At 68.3% G+C, this 16,354-nt stretch carries 17 protein-coding genes; 8 read left to right on the plus strand and 9 right to left on the minus strand.

Annotated features, from left to right (window positions below; genetic code table 11):
* Nucleotides 1-70: 70 nt before the first annotated feature.
* Both ACFOPI_RS11790 and ACFOPI_RS11795 read left to right on the plus strand, forming a co-directional pair.
* Nucleotides 71-553, plus strand: a complete 483-nt coding sequence (locus ACFOPI_RS11790; RefSeq protein ID WP_382174047.1) for a YqaA family protein — start codon at nucleotides 71-73, stop codon at nucleotides 551-553.
* A gap of 33 nt (nucleotides 554-586) precedes the next feature.
* Entirely contained in the window at nucleotides 587-1,762 is a 1,176-nt protein-coding gene (locus ACFOPI_RS11795; RefSeq protein ID WP_382174049.1) for an MFS transporter, read from the plus strand.
* On the opposite strand, the gene ACFOPI_RS11800 is transcribed toward ACFOPI_RS11795, so the two are convergent.
* Nucleotides 1,744-2,553, minus strand: a complete 810-nt coding sequence (locus tag ACFOPI_RS11800) for a helix-turn-helix transcriptional regulator (protein ID WP_382174051.1) — start codon at nucleotides 2,551-2,553, stop codon at nucleotides 1,744-1,746. The genes ACFOPI_RS11795 and ACFOPI_RS11800 overlap by 19 nt on opposite strands.
* A 144-nt stretch (nucleotides 2,554-2,697) precedes the next feature.
* Here ACFOPI_RS11800 and ACFOPI_RS11805 point away from each other — a divergent pair, with 144 nt between their 5' ends.
* On the plus strand, nucleotides 2,698-4,380 hold the full coding sequence (locus ACFOPI_RS11805; protein ID WP_382174053.1) for a tannase/feruloyl esterase family alpha/beta hydrolase: 1,683 nt from the start codon (nucleotides 2,698-2,700) through the stop codon (nucleotides 4,378-4,380).
* 15 nt (nucleotides 4,381-4,395) lie between these two features.
* On the opposite strand, the gene ACFOPI_RS11810 is transcribed toward ACFOPI_RS11805, so the two are convergent.
* The 3 genes from ACFOPI_RS11810 to ychF all read right to left on the minus strand — a co-directional run bounded on the left by ACFOPI_RS11810 (nucleotide 4,396) and on the right by ychF (nucleotide 7,064).
* Entirely contained in the window at nucleotides 4,396-5,169 is a 774-nt protein-coding gene (locus ACFOPI_RS11810; RefSeq protein WP_382174055.1) for an RNA pseudouridine synthase, read from the minus strand.
* A 29-nt stretch (nucleotides 5,170-5,198) separates the two neighbouring features.
* Nucleotides 5,199-5,888 (minus strand): hypothetical protein, encoded by a 690-nt coding sequence (locus ACFOPI_RS11815; RefSeq protein ID WP_382174057.1) that lies wholly within the window; start codon nucleotides 5,886-5,888, stop codon nucleotides 5,199-5,201.
* An 84-nt stretch (nucleotides 5,889-5,972) separates the two neighbouring features.
* Nucleotides 5,973-7,064, minus strand: a complete 1,092-nt coding sequence (gene ychF / locus ACFOPI_RS11820) for a redox-regulated ATPase YchF (RefSeq protein ID WP_382174059.1) — start codon at nucleotides 7,062-7,064, stop codon at nucleotides 5,973-5,975.
* Nucleotides 7,065-7,154: 90 nt separating this feature from the next.
* Between ychF and ACFOPI_RS11825 the strand changes: the two genes are divergently transcribed.
* A complete protein-coding gene (locus ACFOPI_RS11825; protein WP_382174061.1) occupies nucleotides 7,155-7,805 on the plus strand; it encodes a nucleotidyltransferase family protein in 651 nt (216 codons plus the stop codon).
* An 8-nt stretch (nucleotides 7,806-7,813) separates the two neighbouring features.
* On the opposite strand, the gene ACFOPI_RS11830 is transcribed toward ACFOPI_RS11825, so the two are convergent.
* A complete protein-coding gene (locus tag ACFOPI_RS11830; protein ID WP_382174936.1) occupies nucleotides 7,814-8,713 on the minus strand; it encodes an MOSC domain-containing protein in 900 nt (299 codons plus the stop codon).
* Nucleotides 8,714-8,752: 39 nt separating this feature from the next.
* Here ACFOPI_RS11830 and ACFOPI_RS11835 point away from each other — a divergent pair, with 39 nt between their 5' ends.
* The 4 genes from ACFOPI_RS11835 to ACFOPI_RS11850 are packed head-to-tail and all read left to right on the plus strand — an operon-like array spanning nucleotide 8,753 to nucleotide 12,987.
* A complete protein-coding gene (locus tag ACFOPI_RS11835) occupies nucleotides 8,753-9,913 on the plus strand; it encodes an FAD-dependent monooxygenase (RefSeq protein ID WP_382174063.1) in 1,161 nt (386 codons plus the stop codon).
* A 47-nt stretch (nucleotides 9,914-9,960) separates the two neighbouring features.
* Nucleotides 9,961-10,674 (plus strand): DsbC family protein, encoded by a 714-nt coding sequence (locus tag ACFOPI_RS11840; protein WP_382174065.1) that lies wholly within the window; start codon nucleotides 9,961-9,963, stop codon nucleotides 10,672-10,674.
* Between the two features lie 31 nt (nucleotides 10,675-10,705).
* Entirely contained in the window at nucleotides 10,706-11,179 is a 474-nt protein-coding gene (locus tag ACFOPI_RS11845; protein ID WP_382174067.1) for a DUF3429 domain-containing protein, read from the plus strand.
* Entirely contained in the window at nucleotides 11,176-12,987 is a 1,812-nt protein-coding gene (locus ACFOPI_RS11850; RefSeq protein WP_382174069.1) for a M61 family metallopeptidase, read from the plus strand. Before ACFOPI_RS11845 ends, ACFOPI_RS11850 begins: the two co-directional genes overlap by 4 nt.
* Before the next feature lie 16 nt (nucleotides 12,988-13,003).
* Here the strand turns inward: ACFOPI_RS11850 and ACFOPI_RS11855 are convergent, their stop codons facing one another.
* The 4 genes from ACFOPI_RS11855 to ACFOPI_RS11870 form a co-directional block, all read right to left on the minus strand.
* Entirely contained in the window at nucleotides 13,004-13,579 is a 576-nt protein-coding gene (locus ACFOPI_RS11855) for a hypothetical protein (protein WP_382174071.1), read from the minus strand.
* A gap of 122 nt (nucleotides 13,580-13,701) precedes the next feature.
* Nucleotides 13,702-14,997 (minus strand): phenylacetate--CoA ligase PaaK, encoded by a 1,296-nt coding sequence (gene paaK / locus ACFOPI_RS11860; protein ID WP_382174073.1) that lies wholly within the window; start codon nucleotides 14,995-14,997, stop codon nucleotides 13,702-13,704.
* Entirely contained in the window at nucleotides 14,994-15,434 is a 441-nt protein-coding gene (gene paaI, locus ACFOPI_RS11865; protein ID WP_382174075.1) for a hydroxyphenylacetyl-CoA thioesterase PaaI, read from the minus strand. The genes paaK and paaI overlap by 4 nt, the downstream gene beginning before the upstream one ends.
* Entirely contained in the window at nucleotides 15,434-16,240 is an 807-nt protein-coding gene (locus ACFOPI_RS11870) for an enoyl-CoA hydratase-related protein (protein ID WP_382174077.1), read from the minus strand. Before ACFOPI_RS11870 ends, paaI begins: the two co-directional genes overlap by 1 nt.
* Between the last annotated feature and the right edge of the window lie 114 nt (nucleotides 16,241-16,354).

Genomic DNA, 16,354 nt, shown 5'->3' on the forward strand with positions numbered 1-16,354 from the left:
TGTATCTGCCTGTTTTTTCAGCAGACGATATCCCGACCACCGGTTGCACCTTGATACCCACACCCTGCACATGCCCGACTGGCTGACCTCCGTGCTGCAATGGCTGTCCATGCCCGAAGCGGGTCTGAGCACCCTCTTCATCGTGTCCTTTGTGTCGGCCACGTTGATTCCGGTGGGGTCGGAGGCCGCCCTGTTCGGGCTGCTCAAGCTCAACCCCGAGCTGTTCTGGCCCGCGGTCGCGATCGCCACCCTTGGCAACACCCTGGGCGGCGCACTGAACTGGTTCATCGGCGCCGGCGCCCACCGCATGATCGACCGGGCCCGCCACAAGCCCACTGAGCTGCACGCGCTGGACTGGCTGCAGCGTTTCGGTCCCAAGGCCTGCGTGATGTCCTGGCTGCCGGTGATCGGCGACCCATTGTGTGCGGTGGCGGGCTGGCTCCGTTTTCCGTTCTGGCCCTGCGTGGCCTGGATGGCCCTGGGCAAGCTGCTGCGCTACATCGTGCTGACGGCCCTGCTTTTGTGGGTGTTCCCTGGGGGACTGTCGTTCTGACGGACACCCCGGACCGCCCGCGATACTGCCCCCATGTCCAACCCGTCTCCCCGTACGCGCCCGTCGTCTGCCCTCTGGGCGCTGATGACCGGCAACTTCGTGATCGGCACCGGCGTGATGTCGGTGCCGGGCACCCTGACCGACATCAGCCAATCGCTGAGCGTGTCGATCCCCCAGGCCGGCCAGCTGATCACCGCCGCAGCCATCATGATGGGCCTGGGCGCGCCGTTGTTCGCCACCCTGGTCGCCGGCTGGGACCGGCGCCGCCTGCTCACCCTGACCCTGCTCTGGTACGCGCTGCTGATGGGCATCAGCGCCCTCGCCCCCAGCTACCTGACGCTGCTGCCGCTGCGCGTGCTGGCCGTGGTCGCGCCGGCCGTCTTCACCCCGCAGGCGGCTGCCTGCATCGGCCTGCTGGTGCCCGAGTCGCAGCGCGGACGCGCCATTTCGTTCGTGTTCCTGGGCTGGTCGGTGGCGTCGGTGCTGGGCATGCCGCTGTCGGCCTGGATTGGCGGCGTACTGGGCTGGCGCTGGGCATTCGCGCTGGTCGCGGTGCTGGCCGTGGTCAGCGCCGCCTGGGTCTGGCGCGCCATGCCCGACGGCGTACGGCCGGCGGCCCTGTCGCGGGCCGCCTGGGGACAGACGTTGGGGTCGGCACCGCTGATGCTGGCGCTCGGCGTCACCCTGCTGTCCGCCTTTGGCCAGTTCACACTGTTCTCCTATTTCGCACCCTACCTGCAGCAAACCCTCGCGGCTGGCGCGACCACGCTGTCGCTGTTGTTCCTCTGGTTCGGCGCCTTCGGCCTGGCCGGTAATGTCTTGCTCACGCGCTGGGTCGACCGTCTGGGCGCCTCACGGGCCGCGCTGGTGGCGCTCTCTCTGATGGCCATCAGCCTGGCGCTCTGGCCCGCCGGCCAGGCGGGACTGGTCGCTCAGGCACTGGTGATGGTGCCCTGGGCGCTCGGCTGCTTCGCCGGCAACTCGGCCCAGCAGGCGCGACTGGTGCAGCTCTCACCGGTGCTGGCGCCGGCGTCCGTGGCGCTCAACACCTCGGCCATGTACGCCGGTCAGGGACTGGGGGCTGCGCTGGGCGGCGCGCTGATTGCGCAAGGCCACATGCTGCGACTGCACTGGGTCGGGCTGGCGCTGATGCTGCTGGCGATCGGCGTCAGCCAGCGCGCGGCCAAGGCTCAGCCGCGTCCAGCCTGACGGCAATCCACAAAGGCCCTGGGCGCCAGCATCTCGGTCGGCAACAGATCGAAGTAGCGGCGAATTGCCCGGGACGCGTGCGAAGCATCGTAGAAGCCTCCGGCACCGACCAGCTCGGTGGCACTGTGCGCCTCGCCACGCTGCTGTGCTTCGCAGGCGCCGACGGCCACCTGGTAGAGCCGGACCCACGACTGGTAGCTCGACAGCGTCATGCCCACCTGCTGGCGGAACAGCTTGCGCACGTGCTCGGCCGACAGCCCCAGTTCCGCGGCCACGGCGGCAGGGTCCGCACGCCCCTCACCCCGGCTGTGCAGGCGCTCACGCAAACCGGTCAGCCGGACATCCAGCAGCGCAGCCCCCGACTGCGCCAGCACCTCAGCCAGCACCTCCCCCACACAGCGTCCGACCTGGTCGGCAGACATCCTGCCGGTGCACAGCGCCGGCAGATCCATTCCGTGGCGCTCCATCAGACCCGCATCGGGCCACGGCGCCACGCCGGCTTGCGCAAGCCGTTGCAGGCCGGCGCCCGCAGCGGACAAGGGATCGGCATACAGAAAGGCCATCGCACGGGGCCGGGCCATGCCACTCCAGGCGCCGCCCGCATGCATGAACAGCGGTGCGCGGACCTCATCGCCGTTGCGCAAGGTGAGCGTGGCCGGCCCCGGCCAGGAACTCCACACCAGCGCGGGCGCGACGTTCTGGGACAGGTTGAAGCGCAGCTCGGGGTCGGCGTACATCAGCCAGTCGTGGCCCAGGTAAACCACCCCGGCAATGGCGTGTCCGTCCGGCATCGGTGATTACCCGCAGTTCCCCGCGGCGTACAAGACGTCGGGAAACCCGATTCCTAGCATGGGCCTCGCCCGTCGCACCGTGGCAACCGCCCGGGCCGTCCCGGCCGTGCGCGAGTGATCCCCAATCTGCAAGGAAGCACGAGGATGAAACATTCATTCAGCATAACCCCGGTGGCGCCGCAAGGGCGCCGTGTCCTGACCCTGACCAGCCTGCTCCTGGGCGGTCTGCTGCTGGCCGCCTGCGGCGGCAGCGACGCGGCGCCACCACCCGCATCGCGTCCGCTGGCCCAGGCGTGTGCCTCTTATGTGCCGAGCAAGCTGCCGGTCAACGCCCGCTTCGAGCGCACCGAACTGCGAAAAGCCCAGACCGTGAACGAATCGCACTACGGCACCGGCGAGGCCATCACCCTGCCCAGGGCCTGCATCGTGCGCGGCACCATCGTGTCCGGCCCCGGCTCCACCATCCACTGGGCCGTGGAGCTGCCGGAGGGCAAGGACTGGAACGGCAAGACCATGACGCTGGGCGGAGGTGGCTTCGACGGCTTCATCCCCACGGACGACCCCTGGCACGTGAAGTACGTGCAGACGGATGCGGCGCTGCCATTCGTGCGCATCAGCTCCGATTCGGGCCATCAGACGGAGGACTTTTCCTGGGGCACTGACCCGGTGGCCCTTCAGAACCACGCGCAGGAAGCCAACCACCTGGTGCTGCAGGTGGGCACGCACATCGCCACCCAGTTCTACGGCAAGGCCCCCACGCGGCGCTACATGGTGGGCCACTCCAACGGTGGCCGCTCGGGCCTGATCGCGGCCGACCGCTACCCCAACGACTACGACGGCGTGCTGGCCATGTCGCCCGCCATCAGCCAGCAGGCCCATCAGGTCAACATGGGTGACTTCAACCGCTGGATCTACGGCCGCAACGCGGACGGCAGCGTGAATGCCGCCGTGCCCGCGCAGGCCAACTGGATCAGCCCCGCCAAGTCGGCGCTGTACGCCCGAGCCGAGATCGCGGCTTGCGACACGCTGGACGGACTGGCCGACGGCATCATCGGCAACGTCGAGGCCTGCACCTACGTGCCCACCGACCTCAAGTGCGCGGACGACGTCGCCGGCATCCAGGACGACAGCTGCCTCACCTCGGGCCAGATCGAGGCCATCCGGCTGAACTACGCCGACAAGAGCGTGCCTCTGCCCTTGGCCAACGGCATGACCGGCTATGAACGCTACGGTCGCGGCGGCGCCGCCACCGGGGACTGGCAGGTCTACGCGTTCGGTTTCGAGTACGACGGCGACTTCCTGCGCAAAGGCTTCAGCTACATCGCCCCCACCTCGGTCATCCAGGCCCTGACAGGCTCTGAAACCGCCGACTCCATGAACCACGACCCGCTGAGCATGAGCGCAAAGTGGCAGGAACTGTCCCGCACCATGGAGCCTTCGACCGACCTGGGCCGCTTCGCCCAGCGCGGCAAACTGCTGGTCTGGTACGGCCTGGCCGACACCTGTGTCTCGGTGTACCGCACCGCGTCCTATCTGGACCAGGTGCGCCAGAGCAGCGGCAGCGCCAAGTTCGACCGCTTCGCGCGTTTTGTCACCTCGCCGGGTGTGGGGCACGACCTGACAGGCCCGGGAGCGGCCAAGGCCGACCTCATCACCGCTCTGGTGGCCTGGGTGGAAAAAGGCATCGCACCGGACCATCTGGTGGCCACCGGCACGTCAGAAGCCGGCACGTTCGAGCGCCCGCTGTGTCCCTACCCCAGCTTTCCGAAATACAAGGGCAGCGGCGACACCAACAAGGCCAGCAGCTTCACCTGCTCGGTCAGCTGACGCGACAGTGGCGCCTCAGAAGCGTTCGTAACCCAGTAGGTAGCGCCACTGCCCCACCGGCAACCCAGCCAGGGCAATGCGCCCCAGCCGCAGACGCCGCAGCGCGGTCAGCTTCACGCCCGCGCGCTCGCACAGGTGCGCGACCTGGCCCGGCATATTGCCCTTGATCGCCAGCCGCAGGCGCAGTTCGCTCTGCCAGCTGGCGCGCGCCGTCGGCACCGCCCAGCCGTCGAAGAACGCAGGTTTGCCCAGCGACCTGAGCACCTCATCGCGCCGAGCCACCTCCTCCAGCGCCGGATCGGCCGCCACCTCGGCCAGCCACTCGTGCTCCAGCTGGGTCGCGTCCTCGGTCATCTTGCGCGCCACACCCGGGTTCTGGGTGAACACCATCAGGCCACTGGACAGCTCGCCCAGCGGCGCCACGGCCAGCAGCTTGTGGCGGTGCGCCTTGAGCGGGCGCACGCCCGAACGGTCGCCGGCAAAACGCAGCTCCGGGGTGAACCAGCTTGCGGCGATGTCATCGGGAAGAAACTGTGCCTCGGGCAGGGCATGCCCCGCTGGCTTGTGCCAGATCAGCGTCACCGAGGCCAGCGATTCGAGCTTCGCCTTCGGATCGAGGGTGACGACCTGGTCGTCGCGCACCCGCTCCATCGGCTCCTCGACCACCACACCATCCACACGCACCCAACCGCCAGCGATGTAGCGCTCGGCGTCGGCGCGCGAGCAGGGCAGCTGCGACGCCAGGCGTTTGGCGAGGCGCAGGCCCGTCTGGTCGGTCGAGTCGGTCATGAAAGGACGCGTGCGATGGGCTGCATCGATCAGTTCTTCTCCCACCAGTCCTGGGCTTTGGCGCGGTCGAAGGGAGGAAGAATCTGTTTGGTGATCACAGCATCCTTGAGCGCCGGAAACCGGCTCTTGAACAGCGCCTCGTCGGTGGCCAAGGCATCGGTGATGGTGACGTCGAATGTCCCGCCCGACGCGCCGGATAGCGCCTGATCCAGCAGCGGGATGGAGGGCCCCGCCTTGAACTCGTTGCCCTGCCGCTCGCGCACGGTAGCTTCCACATGACCCAGGTAGATCACGCCACTGCCCTTGACTTCCAGCAGCGCATGCATGGGCGTAAAAAAGGACGAGATCACCGGGAACGACCGGGCCATGCTGGTCATCCCCTTGATGTCGTAGCTGCCGGGCTCCAGCTCCATGCGGATGAAATATTGGCTGCCCTTGGCCGCATCGTCCGACTCGTTCTTGGCCTTGTCGTCCATGACGAAGTTCAGACGGTCCTTGGCATCGGTCGCCCCCGGTCTCTCCACATGCAGCACCAGCACCTTGGGCTGGTACGCCGGCTTGTAGCTGTTTTTGATGGTCGCGGTCATCAGCAGCACCGGTTTGCTCTTGTCGGACAGCTTTTCACCGTCGTCCTCGAAGGCCATCTTCGTCTTGGTCGCACAGCCGGTGCCCAGCACGGCGACGAGAAGGACAGCGGCGAACGAAAGCAGTTTTTTCATGTGGACTCTCCCTGGGTTGGTGGCATGGAAACACGGGCGACCGGCCAGCCCGCGCGGGGCCGTCGGGCATCGGGCAGGTCTTTGCTACGACGAGAACAGGAAGTTCATCACGTCGCCGTCCTTGACGACGTAGTCCTTGCCTTCCGCGCGCATCTTGCCGGCGTCCTTGGCACCCTGCTCGCCCTTGAAGGCGATGAAGTCGTCGAAGGAGATGGTCTGGGCGCGGATGTAGCCCTTCTCGAAGTCGGTGTGGATCACACCGGCCGCCTGCGGGCCGGTGTCGCCGACGTGGATGGTCCAGGCGCGGACTTCCTTCACGCCGGCGGTGAAGTAGGTCTGCAGACCCAGCAGCTTGTAGGCGGCGCGGATCAGGCGGTTCAGGCCCGGCTCGTCCTGGCCCAGTTCCTTGAGGAATTCCAGCCGGTCGGCGTCGTCCATCTCGGAGAGTTCGGCCTCGATCTTGGCGCAGATGGCGACCACGGGCGCGTTCTGCTTCTCAGCAAAGGCCTTGAGGCGGTCCAGGAAGGGGTTGTTCTCGAAGCCGTCTTCCGACACGTTGGCCACGAACATGGCCGGCTTGGCGGTGATCAGGAAGAACTGCTTGAGCTGGGCGCGCTCTTCCTTGCTGAAGTCGATGGTGCGCACCGGCTGGGTGTCGTTGAGCGCGGTCTGGCACTTTTCCAGTATGGCCAGCTGCTTGATGGCGTCCTTGTCGCCCGCGCGCGCCACCTTGTTCACGCGATGGATGGCCTTCTCCACCGAAGCCAGGTCGGCCAGGCACAGCTCGGTCTGGATGACCTCGATGTCGGCGATCGGGTCGACCTTGTTGGCGACGTGGATCACGTTCGGGTCTTCGAAGCAGCGCACCACGTTGACGATGGCGTCGGTCTCGCGGATGTGGGCCAGGAACTTGTTGCCCAGACCTTCACCGGTGCTGGCACCGGCCACCAGGCCGGCGATGTCCACGAACTCCACGATGGCCGGCACGACGCGCTCGGGCTTGACGATCTCGGCCAGCTGGGCCAGGCGCGGATCGGGCACCTCCACCACGCCGGTGTTGGGCTCGATGGTGCAGAAGGGGTAGTTTTCAGCGGCGATGCCGGCCTTGGTCAGGGCGTTGAAAAGGGTGGACTTGCCGACGTTGGGCAGGCCGACGATGCCGCATTGGAGACTCATGGAATACCTCGAAAAATCAACCCGAAAGTGTAAGCGACGGGCCTGAAACGGGTAATCTGGCCGCCCATGGCCATCCCTGCAAAGCCCCCCATGCCGCACGTCCCACCGCCCCCGCGCATCGGCGCCGTGCTGCTGGCGGCGGGGTCGGCCTCGCGCATGGGCCACCGGCCCAAGTGCCTGCTGGAACGCGAGGGCCAGCCCATCGTGCAGCGGCAGGCGCAGGCGCTGCTGGGCGCGGGTCTGGCACCGGTCGTCGTGGTGCTGGGCCACTACCGCGAGCAGGTGGCCGCCGCGCTGGACGGACTGCCGGTGAAGCGCGTGGTCAACCCTGACCCGGAGGCACCGCAGAGCCACTCACTGCACCAGGGCCTGGCCGCACTGCACGCGGGGCTGGACGCGGTGCTGGTGTCCCTGGCCGACCTGCCGCTGGTCGGGCCATCCGAGATCGCCGCCCTCGTCGCGGCCTGGCAGCAGCGCCCCGCCGGCACCGTCTTCGTGCGCCCCTGGGTGCACGGGCAGCCGGGCAACCCGGTGCTGCTGGACGCATCGGTCCGGCACGAATTGCTGTCGGGCGGCCCCGACCTGTCGGGCCAGCAGTGGGCGGCCCGCCACCCGGAACGGGTGCACCGCTGGGAGACGGACCTTCGGGCCTACGTCACCGACGTTGACCGTCCGGAGGATCTGGATGCCCTGGCGGCGCAGGGCGTGGCGCTGCGGTGGCCCGACAACCCGGTGGCCTGAGGCTGGGTTCAGTCGAACGCCCAGTCTGCGCCCACGGCCTGCCCGACCTTCAGCACCAGGCCGTCCCCCGCCAGCACGATGGCGTTCATGCCGAAGGTGATGGCACCGTTCAGCCGCGGGTCCTGCCGGTAGGTCTGCAGCGCGTCGCTGACCGCGGGGGTCGAGGTGGCGGTGGCCGGGTCGATGTTCGGGATCGGGCAGCGCGCACAGGGCTTGACGTTCTCCAGCGCGGCCACGCCGCCCTCGGTCTGCACGCGCCACCCGGCAATGCGGTCCTCGTCGTGCGGCTCCACTTCCGACAGCACGATGTTGGGCCGGAAACGCCGCAGGTCCACCGGCGCCTCGCCCGCCTTCACCAACCGCGCATTCAGTTCGTCCATCGATGCGGTGCTGGCCACCAGCACGCCAAAACCGTCGGCAAACTGGGTCACCGACTCGCGGCCGGCGGTCCATTTCAGGCTGCAGAGGCGCCGGACCTCCGGGTCGAAGCGCACCAGCCGCAGCTTCTTCAGGTCCTCGGGCGCGTCCGGCCCGAGGAAGTCGGAGAACCACTGCGCCGCCAGGTCGCCCATGTCCCAGGCGTCGACCTCGTCGTCCCACACGCGCACCCGGCGCGGCGACTCGACGCCGTCCAGCGAGAGGTGCAGCGCCAGCATGCCCGGCGCGCGCAGCACCAACTGGTCGAGCTTGAAGGCGGGCTGGATCAGCGCCATGCGCGGCAGCTCGCGCTGGGTCACGAACTCGCCCTGCGCGTCCACCACCATCCAGGCCCGGTCCCATTCGAGGCCGGTCGGTGTGAGCACCGCCTGCTCCAGCGGCACGCCGGCGCAGGACTTGACTGGGTAGATCCAGAGCTGGGCAATGCGGGCCTGCACATCGGCGGCGGTCACAGGGGACTCGGTGGGCATGTTCATGCCCGGATTGTGGCCTGCTCCTAAAATCCCCGGATGGCTCTCCCCTCCCCGTCCCCGGCCGCCGCGCGGCGTTTTGATGTGTGCATCCGTGGCGCCGGCGTGGTCGGGCAGACCCTGGCCCTGCTGCTGGCGCGCGAGCGACTGAAAGTGGCCCTGGTCTCGGCCCCCCGTGCACCGGCCGCCGCGCTCGACGTTCGGGCCTACGCCCTCAACACCAGCGCCCGCGCCCTGCTGCAGTCGCTGCGCGCCTGGCCCGAAGACGGCGACGCAGCGCCTGCGGCCGTGACGCCGGTCACCCGCATGGAGGTGCACGGCGACGATGGCGGCGACCTGAGCTTTTCCGCGTCCGACCAGGGCGTCGACGCCCTGACCTGGATCGTCGACGTGCCGGCGCTGGAAAAGCGCCTGGCCGACGCCATCGGCTTCCAGGGCGGCATCGAGCGCGTGGCCGAACCCGTGCCGGCGGCGCTGACCGTGGTCTGCGAGGGCAAACGCAGCGCCACCCGCGAGGAACTGGGCCTGGAATTCGACGTCCGGCCCTACCCCCACAAGGCGGTGGCCGCCCGCTTCACCACCGAACAAGCCCACGGCGGCGTCGCGCGCCAGTGGTTTGCGCGTGGAGAAATCCTCGCCCTGCTGCCGCTGGACGGCGCGCAGGGGAACTCCGTGGCCCTGGTCTGGTCTGTCCCTGCTCAGCAATCCGAAGAATGGCTGGCCGCCGATCCCCAGGCGCTGGCGCAGGCGGTACAGGAGCGGTGCGGTTCGACGCTGGGCGGCATGCAGCTGCAGGGACCTGCCCAGGCCTGGCCACTGGAACTGTCCCGCGCTCGGCGCTGGATCGCGCAGACGGCCCAGGGCAGCGTGGCGCTGGCCGGTGACGCGGCCCACGCCATGCACCCGCTGGCCGGTCAGGGCCTGAACGTCGGCCTAGCCGACGCGGCGGAACTGGCGCGAGTGGTCCACGAGCGCGAGTTCTGGCGCGAGCTGGGCGACCTCAAGCTGCTGCGCCGCTACGAACGCGCGCGGCAGGCCGAGGTGGGTGCCATGGGCTGGCTGACCGACGGCCTGTTCGGGCTGTTCGGACAGACCGACACCCGCGTGCAGGCGCTGCGCAACTGGGGCATGAGCGGCGTCGACCGTCTCGGACCGCTGAAACACTGGCTGGCCCGCAAGGCCATGGGCCAGACGGCCTGAACCGCCGCCGGCCTTCGATCAACCTTCTTCACGCCACAGGCGGACCCATGAAACTTCTCACCACTTCGGCCATCGCGCTCGCCCTGGCCTTCGCCAGCCTGGGCAGCTTCGCGCAGGAAGCCACCATCCGCAAGAACCTGACCGAGCGGCTGCCCAAGCTGCCGCCCATTGACGAGATCAGCAAGACGCCGATGGAAGGTCTGTACGAGGTGCGCGTCAACCAGAGCGAGATCTTCTACACCGACGCCCAGGGCAATTTCCTCATCCAGGGCAACCTGATCGACGTGCGCGCCCAGGAAGACCTGACCGAAAAGCGCCAGGCCAAGCTGACCGAGATCAGCTTCAAGGACCTGCCGCTCAAGGACGCCTTCACCATCGTGCGCGGCGACGGCAAGCGCAAGGTCGCGGTGTTCGAAGACCCCAACTGCGGCTACTGCAAGCGCTTCGAACGCGACCTGACCAAGATCGACAACGTCACCGTGCACGTCTTCCTCTACCCGATCCTGAGCCAGGACTCGGCCGACAAATCGCGCAACATCTGGTGCGCCAAGGACAAGGGCAAGGCCTTCCTGGACTGGATGGTCAAGGACGTGACGCCAGCACCCGCCAGCTGCGACACCGCCGCCCTGGCCCGCAACCTGGAGTTCGGCAAGAAGAACCGCATCACCGGCACGCCAACCCTGATTTTTGCCAACGGCGCCCGCGTGCCGGGTGCCATCGGCGCCGACCGCGTCGAGAAGCTGCTGGCCGAAGCCAAGTAAAACCCTCCACGAAGAAGACGCCGCCTCGCCGATGACCCTGCCTTTGCACGACCCCGACGACGCGGCGCTGGCCCGCACCCTGGGCCAGGCCGGCCTGATTCCCTTCGTGATGCTCGCCGCGCTGCTGTGGCTGGTGGACGTGGCCCTGCAGCCCTGGGTCGCCATCGCGATGACCGGCTACGCGGCGCTGATCATCTCCTTCCTGGGCGGCATCCACTGGGGCATCGGCTGGCTCGGTGGCCGCCATGAACGTGGGCTGCCGCACACCCCGCACCACCAGCGCAACCACCTCCTATGGGGCATCGTTCCCTCGCTGCTGGCCTGGCCAGGGCTGCTGATGCCCGCCTTCGCGGGCCTGGCCTGGCTGGGCTTCATGCTGATCATCTGCTACCTGGCCGACCGCACGCTTTACCGCCGCGCCGGCCTGGAGGTCTGGCTCACGCTGCGCTTCCGCCTTTCTTCCATCGCAGCGCTGAGCTGCTTCATCGGCGCGGGAGCCCTGTGAGCCGCAACAAAACCACACCCCCTGGCCTGCACTACCGCGTCGAGCCGCTGAACCACCGCGCCCACCTGTTCGCGGTCACCCTCGACATCACCCGCCCGGCGAAATCGCAGAAGCTCACGCTGCCGGTGTGGATTCCCGGCAGCTATCTGGTGCGCGAGTTCTCGCAGCACCTGCAGCACCTGAGGGCGATGCAGGGCGGCGAGGCGCTGACGGTGAAGCAGCTCGACAAGCACCGCTGGCAGGTGGACAACGACGGCCAGCGCACGCTCAGCCTGCGCTGGGAGGTCTACGCCTTCGACGCCTCGGTGCGCACCGCCTTCCTGGACGCCACGCGCGGTTTCTTCAACGCCACCAGCCTGTGCCTCATGGTCGCCGGCCGCGAGGACGAGCCGCACACGCTGGAGATCGCGCCGGGCGACACGCCCGCCGGCTGGCAGGTCGCCACCGGCCTGAGCCCGGTGAAAGCCAACGAGCAGGGCTTCGGCACCTACCTGGCCCAGAACTACGACGAACTCGCCGACTGCCCGGTGGAGATGGGCACGTTCTGGAGCGGCGAGTTCAGTGCCTGCGGCGTACCGCACCGCTTCGTGGTCAGCGGCGCGGGCGGCTGGTTCGACGGCCAGCGCCTGCTGGACGACACACGCCGCATCTGCGAGGCGCAGATCCGCTTCTGGCACGGCGACGGTCAGCCGCCCTACGAGCGCTACGTGTTCATGCTGCACGCCAGCGGCGAGGGCTACGGCGGGCTGGAACACCGCAACTCGACAGCCCTGATCGCGCAGCGCACGGATCTCCCGAAGACACGCGCCAAGGACGACAAACCCGCCGCGCTCAAGGCGACCGACGGCTACACCACGCTGCTGGGCCTGATCAGCCACGAGTACTTCCACACCTGGAACGTCAAGCGCCTGCGCCCGGCCGAGTTCAAGCGCTACGACTACACGCGCGAGAACCACACCGAGCTGCTGTGGTTCTTCGAAGGCTTCACCAGCTACTACGACGACCTGTTCCTGCGCCGCGCCGGCCTGATCGACGACGCGACCTACCTGAACCTGGTCACCAAGACCATCAACCAGGTGCAGCAAAGCCCCGGCCAGCGCGTGCAGAGCGTGGCCCAGGCCAGCTTCGACGCCTGGACGCGCTACTACCGCGTCGGCGAGAACACGCCGAATGCCACCATCAGCTACTACACCAAGGGCGCGCTGGTGGCGATGTGCCTGGATCTCACGCTGCGCGCCGAAGGCCGCGGCTCGCTGGACGAGGTGATGCGCGCACTGTGGCATCGCACCCAGGGCGGGCCGATGCGCGAGTCCGACCTGTCCACGGTGTTGCGCCAGCTCGGCAAGCGCAGCTTTGCCGCCGAACTGGCCGATTGGGTACACGGCACGGCCGACCTGCCGGTGCTGGACCTGCTGGCGGCGGCCGGCGCCAAGGTGCACCGCGACAAGGCGCCGCTGGCGCAAACGCTGGGCCTGCGCGTCGCAACCGACGGCGGCGCCCTGACGGTCAAGAACGTGCTGCGCGGCGGGGCAGGCGAGGCGGCCGGTCTGGCAGCGGGTGACGAGTGGCTGGGCGTGGAGTTCGCCCCGGCCAAACGCGGTCAACCGCCCGAGGCCTGGCGCGTGCGCAAACTCGACGAGGTGGCGGCCCTGCGCGGCACCCGCAGCGCGCTCACCGCTCTGGTCGCGCGCGACGGGCGGCTGCTGCGCTGCCCGCTGACCTGGCCCGCCGACGACACCGCGGTGCGACTGACAGTCGACGACGCCACCCGCCTGGGCCACTGGCTGACCCGCGGAACCACCGGCTGAGCAGCGCCCGGCCGCCTCAGTGGCGCGGCAGTTGCGGCACGATCTCCTGGTCGAAACGCTGCACCGTGGCCGCACCGCGGTAGTTCTGCAGTGCTTCGCGCACGCGGGGCAACAGGGCCTGCAGCTCGGACGCCGTCTTGCAGGACTCGACCTTGATCGCCGTCAGCTCGCCCATGGGGCCGGCGGCGTCGTTGATGAAACGCACCACCAGGCGACGGGCGTCGACAAAGGGCAGCACCGGCGCCGCAGACGGCGGGGCGGCGACAGGCGCTGGCGGCGCGGCGGGAGGAGTGGGGACCTCGGCGGGGGCCGGCGCAGGCGCCACGGGGGGCTGGCCATCGGCCAGCGGCGCCGTGTTCTGGAAAGAGGGACCGTTGGGATCATGGGGCGCGATCCAGCCCTGGGCCAGCAGCTGCTCCAGCAAGGCGGCACCACCGCCCAGCCCTGCCCCGAGCGTGTCGAGTTCGGCGGCGTTGCGCTTGCCGTCCACCAGGATCAGCATGGACCGCAGGCGGGGTCCGAGCTCCGGCGCCCGGCGAGCCATCGCATCCCGGCCTTTGTCGGTCTTGACGAGCAGTGTGTTCTTGTCCATGAAACCCCAACAGATGGCAAACACTGTAGCCACCGTGCTCCCAATCGGATAGCGGGGTTTAACCTGTAGTCCAAAGAATTACTTACGGAAAGCTGACAAATCTCACGGGTACGCCGCAAACATCACCTGGGTCGCCGGTCGACCACCCGCTTGGCCTTGCCCTGGCTGCGCTCAACACCGCCTTCGGGCTGCAGCGACACCTCGACGCTGGAGCCGATGTAGACCTTGATCTCGTGGCGCAGCAGCTCGGCCGCGGCGCGCGCCTCGATGCTGTCCGGGGACAGCCCCGGCCGCGTCTCCACCGCCACCGTCAGGCAGTCCATGTGGTTCTCACGCGTGAGCACGCACTGGTAATGCGCGGTCAACTCCGGGCGCTTGAGGATCAGCTCCTCAATCTGGGTCGGGAACACGTTGACGCCGCGCACGATCATCATGTCGTCGCTGCGGCCGGTGATCTTCTCCATGCGGCGCATGGTGCGCGCCGTGCCCGGCAGCAGGCGCGTGAGGTCGCGCGTGCGGTAGCGGATGATGGGCAGCGCCTCCTTGGTCAGGCTGGTGAACACCAGCTCGCCCATCTCGCCATCGGCCACGGGTTCGCCGGTGTCGGGGTTGATGATCTCGGGGTAGAAGTGGTCTTCCCAGATGGTCGGGCCGTCCTTGGTCTCGACGCACTCGTTGGCCACGCCCGGCCCCATCACCTCGGACAGGCCGTAGATGTCGACCGCGTCGATGTTCATGCGCGCCTCGATGGCCACGCGCATGTCGTTGGTCCAGGGTTCGGCGCCGAAGATGCCGATGCGCAGGCTGCTCTCGCGCGGGTCCAGGCCCTGGCGCTGGAACTCATCGGCGATGGCCAGCATGTAGCTGGGCGTGACCATGATGATGTCGGGCCGGAAGTCCTGGATCAGCTGCACCTGGCGCTCGGTCTGGCCGCCGCCGAAGGGCACCACGGTCAGGCCCAGCTTCTCGGCGCCATAGTGCGCGCCCAGACCGCCGGTGAACAGGCCGTAGCCGTAGCTCACATGCACCATGTCGCCCGGCCGCGCGCCGCTGGCGCGGATGCTGCGCGCCACCACCGTGGCCCAGGTGTCGATGTCTTTGAGCGTGTAGCCGACCACGGTCGGCTTGCCGGTGGTGCCGCTGCTGGCGTGGATGCGCGCGCACTTCTCTCTCGGTACGGCGAACATGCCGAAGGGATAGCTGTCGCGCAGGTCCTTCTTGGTGGTGAAGGGAAACTTCGCGAGGTCGCTCAGGCTTTTGCAGTCGTCCGGGTGCACACCCGCTTCATCGAACTTGCGGCGGTAGACCGGCGAGTTCTGGTAGGCGTGGCGCAGCGTGGCCTGCAGGCGCTTGAGCTGCAGCGCGCGCAGCTCATCTGTGCTGGCCCTTTCAATGGGTTCGAGCGGAAAGTGGTTCATGCGCCTGCCTCCTCAGGGAACACCTGGCCGGGGATCACCGCGCTCTTGCCGCGGAACATGGCCACCACCTCGCCCTTCTGGTTGGTGACCTTCATGTCGTAGATGCCATGCCGGCCCTGCAGGGTCTGCTCCAAGCCCTCGCAGGTCAGCACGTCGCCCGCGTACGCCGGCTTGAGGAACTCGATACTGCAGCCCGCGGCAACGGCATTTTTGTTGTGGCTGTTGCAGGCGAAGGCGAAGGTGGAGTCGGCCAGAGTGAAGATGAATCCGCCGTGGCAGATCTGGTGGCCGTTGAGGTGACGCGGCTGGACGGCCATGCGCAGCACGGCCCGGCCGGGCTCGACGGAGAGAAGCTCCATGCCCATGGTTTCCTTGCTGGCAACGTCCACAGCGAACATGGTCTCGCCGACCTTGGAAGCCCGTTCCTGTGGAGTCATCATTCCCCCCTGAACTGCGGCGCGCGCTTCTGGCGGAACGCCATCACGCCTTCGATGTAGTCGTGGGTCTTGCCCAGCGCAGACTGGGTGTCGCGCTCGGCATCCAGCTGTTCGTTCAGCGTGCGGGTTGAGGCGTCGCGCAGCAGCGCGCGGGTGGCCACCAGCGCTTTGGTGGGCAACACGGCCAGTTTCTCGGCCAGGGCCAGTGCGGCGGCCAGCGGGTCGTCCTGCACATCCCAGATCATTCCCCACTCTTTCGCCTGCGCCGCGGGCAGCTTGTCGCCCGTCATCGCCAGCGCCATGGCACGGGCCAGACCCAGGCGTTCCACCAGGAACCAGCTGCCGCCCGCGTCGGGAATCAGGCCAATCTTGCTGAAAGCCTGGATGAAACTCGCGCCCGGCGCCGCAATGGCGATGTCGCAGGTCATCGCCAGCGAGGCGCCCGCGCCTGCCGCCACGCCGTTGACCGCGGCGATCACCGGCACGCGCAGCGACTGGATGCGCCGCGCGGTCGGGTTGAAGGCCTGGTCGATCACCGGGCCGGGGTCGGCGCGTTGGACCAGGTCCGGGCCGGGCTCGAAGTCGAACTCCGACAGGTCGGCACCGGCGCAGAAGCCGCGGCCGGCGCCGGTGATCACCAGCGCCCGCACCGCCGGGTTGGCCTCCGCGCGGTCCAGCGCCGCCCAGAGGTCGCGGTGCATCTGGCGCGTGAAGCTGTTGAGGGAGTCGGGGCGGTTGAGCGTGACCAGGGCCACGGCGCCACGTTCTATATAGAGAACGCTGCTGTCTTCTGGGGCGGCACTCATGAAAGTCTGTCTCCTGTCGTTCTTGAATGGATCATTCTGTCATTAACCGACCCATCGGTCGGTTAATGTTTTCCCTTGGGTGCCGCGCCGCCAGTGGGCACGGCTATAGTTGAC

Origin of the sequence: Hydrogenophaga luteola (assembly GCF_042648585.1) — a bacterium.
GTDB lineage: Bacteria > Pseudomonadota > Gammaproteobacteria > Burkholderiales > Burkholderiaceae_C > Hydrogenophaga > Hydrogenophaga luteola.